The organism is Actinophytocola sp. (assembly GCF_045807065.1).
Classification (GTDB): Bacteria; Actinomycetota; Actinomycetes; order Mycobacteriales; family Pseudonocardiaceae; genus Actinophytocola.
Window position 1 is genome coordinate 1 of sequence record NZ_JBJMIE010000780.1, and the last position, 5,424, is coordinate 5,424.

Sequence of the window (5,424 nt, forward strand, 5' to 3'; positions counted from 1 at the left end):
CAATCAAAACAAACACAACGCACAAACGATCTACCACGACGAGCACGCCGCGCTGCTGTGGCTCGAGTCGCCGACGAACCCGCTGATGGACGTGGCCGACCTGCCGGCGCTGTGCGCGGCGGACACGCTGGTGGCCGTCGACAACACGTTCGCGACGCCCCTGCTCCAGCAGCCACTCGCCCTGGGCGCGGACGTGGTCATGCACAGCGGGTCGAAGTACCTCGGCGGGCACGCGGACCTGCTGATCGGCCTGACGGTGGCGGCCGACGCCGAGCTGGCCGCCCGCCTGCGCCAGCACCGCGTCCTGGCCGGCGCCACCCCCGGCGGCATGGAGGCGTTCCTGGCCACCCGCGGCCTGCGGACGCTGGCGCTGCGGGTCCGGCAGGCGCAGGCGTCGGCCGGCGAACTGGCCGTGCGGCTCGCGCGGCACCCCGCGGTCACCCGCGTGCGCTACCCGGGCCTGCCGGACGACCCCGGTCACGCACGCGCGAAGGCCCAGATGTCCGGCTTCGGCGCGATGATGTCGTTCGAGGTGGCCGGCGGCGCGGCCGGGGCGGACGCCGTGTGCGCGGCCCTGACGGTGGTCAACGCGGCCACCAGCCTCGGCGGCGTCGAGTCGACGATCGAGCGGCGGGCGCGGCTGGCCGGGCAGGAGCACGTCCCGCCGGCACTGCTGCGGTTCTCGGTGGGCTGCGAGCACGTCGAGGACCTGTGGGCCGACCTCGACGCGGCGCTCTTGACCCTCACGTGACGCGAGCCCGCACAGTGGCGGACATGGACGAGTACACAGTGGGGAAGGTCGCCGAGCTGGCCGGGGTGTCGGTGCGGACGCTGCACCACTACGACGAGATCGGGCTGCTGGAGCCGAGCGAGCGCAGCGCGTCGGGTTACCGGCTCTACTCCGCGGCGGACGTGCGCCGCCTGCAGCGCATCCTGTTCTACCGCGAGCTGGACTTCGACCTCGCGCTGATCGCGGAGATGCTCGACGACCCGGCCGCGGCGCACCTGGCCGACCAGCGGCGCCTGCTGGTCGAGCGCATCGACCGCCACCAGGCGATGGTCGCGGTGCTGGACAGGGAGCTGGCCGCCAGGGAACTGGGCCTGAGCCTGACGCCGGAGGAGCGGCTGGAGGTGTTCGGCTCGACGCGGTTGGAGGACAACGCGCGACGCGTGGTGGCGCGGTGGGGTGACACGGACAGGTTCCGCCAGTCGCAGGAGCGGACCGCGAGGTACCGACGGGAGGACTGGCTCGCGATGCAGGCGGAGCAGTCCGACATCCACAAGCGCATGGCCGAGGCCATGATCGCCGGCACGCCCCCGGACGCACCGGCGGTGACGGACCTCGCCGAGGAGCACCGCCTGCACCTGCACCGGTGGTTCCACGACTGCGACCACGACACGCACCGCGAGCTGGCCCGCGCCTACCGCGCGAACGAACGCGTCGGCCGCAACTACGACGACATGGTGCCGGGCCTGTCCCAGTACATCCACGACGCGATCATGGCTAACGGCGCCCGCTCGGCGAGCTAGGGCCCTTTGTGCGAGGTCCGCACCTGATCAACAGGGGAACGTGACGGCACTCGGCCACAATCCGCCTCGACAACCGCACCTTCGCCGGAACGCGACCCACCCTCAAAAAATCCGGGGAGGCGGGCTGTTCTCAAGTTGTGGGTTTCGTCGGGGAGGCGGGCCTCGTAGTAGGCGCGGTGGGTGCCGTCCGGCATGCGCAGCACCTCCAGGTACCGGAAGTCGAGGACCTCGTCGTCCGTGGGGACCAGTGACGGCGTCGCGAAGCCCGTTCGTTCGAACCAGTTCTCCGCGGCACTGGCGCGGCCGTCGTAGGCGATGCGGCCGTCCGGCAGGAACGTGGTCAGCCGGGCGCCCCTCGCGTCCCACTCACCTGGGCGCCCACGGAGGACGGTGCGCGGTGGTGTCCACGTCAGGCCGTCGGTGCTCGTGGCGTGTGCGGTCGTCATGCGGTCCTCCTCGCCGGGCACGTCCAGCGGGTGGCAGCACAGCCAGGCGTGCCACCGGGTCCCGTCGAAGCGGACGACCGGGTCCTTGACACCCACGGAGGCGTCTCCCGGGAAGACCGGGCGGTGCGGCGACGCCGGCAGCTCCTCCACCGTCGGCGCCGCCAGCACGCCGATCCACCAGTGCTTCGTGCCGGGCGTGGCGCAGCTCGTGTACATGCGCCAACCGTCGTCCGTGCGGATCAGGGCCGGGCGTTCGACCATGCCCTCCGCCTCGACGGTCGCGACCGTCGTGAAGTGCACGCCGTCTGCCGAGCGGGCGAGGACGTTGCGGTCGCGGTCGCCACGCACCCGGTAGGCCATGACCACCGAGCCGTCGGCGTCCAACACGGCGCTCGGGGCACCCGCCCACTGCTGCGGCCCGCGGCCCGGAGCCGCCACCGCCACTCTCTCGTCGCTCAGGTTCATACGGCCACGCTCGTACACCCGCTCGAACGAGGGCAGTGGCAGGAGTGCCCGGATATCGGAACTTTCTGCCATCATCGACGCGTGAAGGTGGTGGCGGTCGTGGGGGAGCGGGTGGCCGCGTTCGAGCTCGGCATCATCTGCCAGGTGTTCGGACTGGACAGGTCGGGTGACGACCTGCCGACACACGACTTCGCGGTGTGCGGAGCGCACCCCGGGCTCGTGCCGACGACCTCGGGGTTCGCCGTCGAGGTGACGCACGGGCTGGACCGCGTCGCCGAGGCGGACCTCGTCACCGTGCCCGCGTGGCCGACCCTCGACGCGCCGATCGACCCGGCGGTCCTCGACGCGCTCGCGCGAGCGCGGGGCAGGGTCCTGTCGGTGTGCTCCGGGGCGTTCGCGCTCGCCGCCGCCGGGCTGCTCGACGGGCGGCGCGCCACCACGCACTGGCAGTTCGCGGACCTCCTGCAACGGCGGTACCCGGCCGTCACCGTCGACCGGGACGTGCTCTACGTCACCGACGGTCCGGTGCTCACGAGCGCCGGCGCCGCGGCGGGGATCGACGCCTGCCTGCACCTCGTCCGCGAGCACCACGGCGCCGCGACGGCCAACGCGCTGGCCCGCCGCATGGTCGTCCCGGCCTACCGCGAGGGCGGGCAGGCGCAGTACGTCGACATGCCGGTGCCCGAGACCACCGGGTTCGCCGCCCTGCTCGACTGGCTGCGCGAGCACCTCGACCAGCCGCTGACCGTTCCCGTGCTGGCCGCCCGCGCGCACATGTCCCCACGCACCTTCGCCCGCCGGTTCAAGGAGACCACCGGCGCGACGCCACACCGGTGGCTGCTGGACCAGCGCCTGCAGCACGCCGAGCACCTGTTGGAGACCACCGACCTGCCTGTCGACACCGTCGCCGGGCGTGCCGGCTTCGGCAGCGGCGACACGTTGCGCCACCACTTCGCCGCCCGGCGGGGCGTGAGCCCGCACACCTACCGGCAGACGTTCGCGGGGGAGGCCCGAGGTAGAAACGACGTGTGAGCACCGTTCGCCCCATGCGTCCCGAGGAACGCGACGACGTTCTCGCCCTGCTGACCGAGGCCTACCAGCCATACGCGAGGCACATGCCACCCGAGGTCTACGAGGCCTACCTGTCCACCGTCCTCAATACCGACGAGGGCCAGCAACTGGTGACGCCGCCGTACTTGCCCTGCACACCATGGACTTCATGCGCGCCGCGATCCGGCTGTACGAGGGGCTCGGCTACGAACGCGTGCCGGAGTACGACTTCGTGGGGGGGCGGGGAAGCTTCACGGCTATCGCCTACCGGCTGCCGCTCCGCTGACCGCGGCTTTGCGATGTGGTGAACGGCGCGTTGGTCAAGGTGGGGGAAGGCGCCACAAGCAATGTGGCCAGGGCGGCGAACCGAACCGGCCCTGTGGCCAAGGTGACAAAGCCGCACTCCGGCCCGGTGGCCGAGGTGACGGAGCCGGACCCAGCTCTGTGGCCAGGGTGGCGAAACAGGCCTCCCCCGCTAGGCGGTTCGGTGGTGGTGGCGGGGGCAGGGCAGGCAGGCGCCAGCCTGCCCCCGGAGGGGCCTGCCCAGGGCGGCGGAGGCTCGCGGGATGCTCCTATGGGTTGTCAAGGGTGGTGGGGTGGTGAGTGTGTGGTGGATTTGGCGGGCGATGTGGCGTTTGAGGCAGCGGACACCCCCGAACACCGAGGACGCAGCGCACCCCCGAAGCCCCCGAAGCCACCGCCCTTCGATGACCACAGATTTTGGTCTAGACCTTGACGGGACCTTGCCGGATACCTCACGGTTGTCCATGAGAGCGCTCTCACCTCTCACCCCCTGCTGAGAAACGAGAGCAACCATGAAGCGAACAAGAATGCTCGCGGCCGTCGGGGCGTGCGTGCTCACCCTGGGCTGCGCCTTCACGGCCACACCCGCCGCGAGCGAGCCCGCACTCGCCGCCGGAAGCGAGCCCGCCGGAAGCGAGACCGCGGCCACCGTCTCCAGCGACCCCTACATCGCGGCCATGCAGCGCGACCTCGGGCTGACCGAGGCGCAGGCACGCACCCGCATCCACCAGGAAGCCGTGGCCATGGCCGTCGACGCCCACGCCCGTGTGGCGGCCGGCGCGGCCTACGGCGGGTCCTGGTTCGACGCCGCCCGTGGCAGTCTGGTCGTCGGGTTGTCCGAGCCGGGCAACGCGAAGGCCGTGCGCGCGACCGGCGCCGAGGTGGTCAGCGTGCCACGCTCGCTGGCAGAGCTGGACGCGGTCAAGGCCACACTCGACGGCATGAAGGCCCCGGCCGACGTCGCCGGCTGGCGGGTCGACCCGAAGTCCGGCGGTATCGTCGTCACCGTGCGTCGCGGTGGGAGCGCGACCGAATTCCTTGCCGCGGCTCGGAAACTCGCGCCGGTAACGGTCGAGCGGACCGATCGAATGCCCACGACCTTCGCGGCCGGCACGGTCGGTGGCGACCCGTACATCATCAACGGCAGTGTGCGCTGCTCGATCGGGTTCTCGGTGCAGGGCGGGTTCGTCAGCGCCGGGCACTGCGGCAGCGCCGGCGCGTCCGTGAACGGCTGGGACGGTTCCTGGATGGGCAACTTCGCCGCGTCCTCGTTCCCCGGCAACGACTACTCGTTCATCCGCATCGGCGGCGGCTGGTGGACCGTGCCGGTCGTGCTCGGCTGGGGCACCGTGCCGGACCGGCTGGTGCGTGGCTCCGCGGTCGCGCCCGTCGGGTCGTCGATCTGCCGGTCCGGGTCCACGTCGCACTGGCACTGCGGCACCGTCCTCGGCATGAACGAGACGGTGAACTACCAGCAGGGCGCGGTCTACCAGATGACGCACACCAACGTGTGCGCCGAGCCGGGCGACTCCGGCGGCTCGTACATCAGCGGTGAGCAGGCCCAGGGCATGACCTCCGGCGGCTGGGGCAACTGCTCCTCCGGCGGCGAGACCTGGTTCCAGCCGGTGAA

The 5,424-nt window shown here is 71.7% G+C and carries 6 protein-coding genes; 5 read left to right on the forward strand and 1 reads right to left on the reverse strand.

The genetic code is table 11. The features are described 5' to 3' along the window. Both ACJ73U_RS45415 and ACJ73U_RS45420 read left to right on the forward strand, forming a co-directional pair. The coding region (locus ACJ73U_RS45415) for a trans-sulfuration enzyme family protein (RefSeq protein WP_407784011.1) at positions 1–751 on the forward strand (751 nt) is incomplete at its 5' end. A 23-nt stretch (positions 752–774) separates the two neighbouring features. Further along, on the forward strand, positions 775–1,530 hold the full coding sequence (locus ACJ73U_RS45420) for a MerR family transcriptional regulator (protein ID WP_407784012.1): 756 nt from the start codon (positions 775–777) through the stop codon (positions 1,528–1,530). On the opposite strand, the gene ACJ73U_RS45425 is transcribed toward ACJ73U_RS45420, so the two are convergent. Continuing rightward, complete coding sequence (locus ACJ73U_RS45425) at positions 1,527–2,441, reverse strand: hypothetical protein (RefSeq protein ID WP_407784013.1); 915 nt, start codon at positions 2,439–2,441, stop codon at positions 1,527–1,529. The genes ACJ73U_RS45420 and ACJ73U_RS45425 overlap by 4 nt on opposite strands. A gap of 81 nt (positions 2,442–2,522) precedes the next feature. On the opposite strand from ACJ73U_RS45425, the gene ACJ73U_RS45430 reads away from it, so the two are divergent. The 3 genes from ACJ73U_RS45430 to ACJ73U_RS45440 all read left to right on the forward strand — a co-directional run. Continuing rightward, positions 2,523–3,473 (forward strand): helix-turn-helix domain-containing protein, encoded by a 951-nt coding sequence (locus ACJ73U_RS45430; protein WP_407784014.1) that lies wholly within the window; start codon positions 2,523–2,525, stop codon positions 3,471–3,473. Positions 3,474–3,651: 178 nt separating this feature from the next. Beyond that, positions 3,652–3,777, forward strand: a complete 126-nt coding sequence (locus ACJ73U_RS45435; protein ID WP_407784015.1) for a hypothetical protein — start codon at positions 3,652–3,654, stop codon at positions 3,775–3,777. Between the two features lie 529 nt (positions 3,778–4,306). Then, the coding region (locus tag ACJ73U_RS45440; RefSeq protein WP_407784016.1) for a S1 family peptidase at positions 4,307–5,424 on the forward strand (1,118 nt) is incomplete at its 3' end.

Excerpts from the sequence above, each read along its gene's own strand:
- ACJ73U_RS45420 (WP_407784012.1), top strand. The coding sequence starts at position 775 with ATGGACGAGTACACAGTGGGGAAGGTCGCCGAGCTGGCCGGGGTGTCG.
- ACJ73U_RS45425 (WP_407784013.1), bottom strand. The coding sequence starts at position 2,441 with ATGAACCTGAGCGACGAGAGAGTGGCGGTGGCGGCTCCGGGCCGCGGG.
- ACJ73U_RS45435 (WP_407784015.1), top strand. The coding sequence starts at position 3,652 with ATGGACTTCATGCGCGCCGCGATCCGGCTGTACGAGGGGCTCGGCTAC.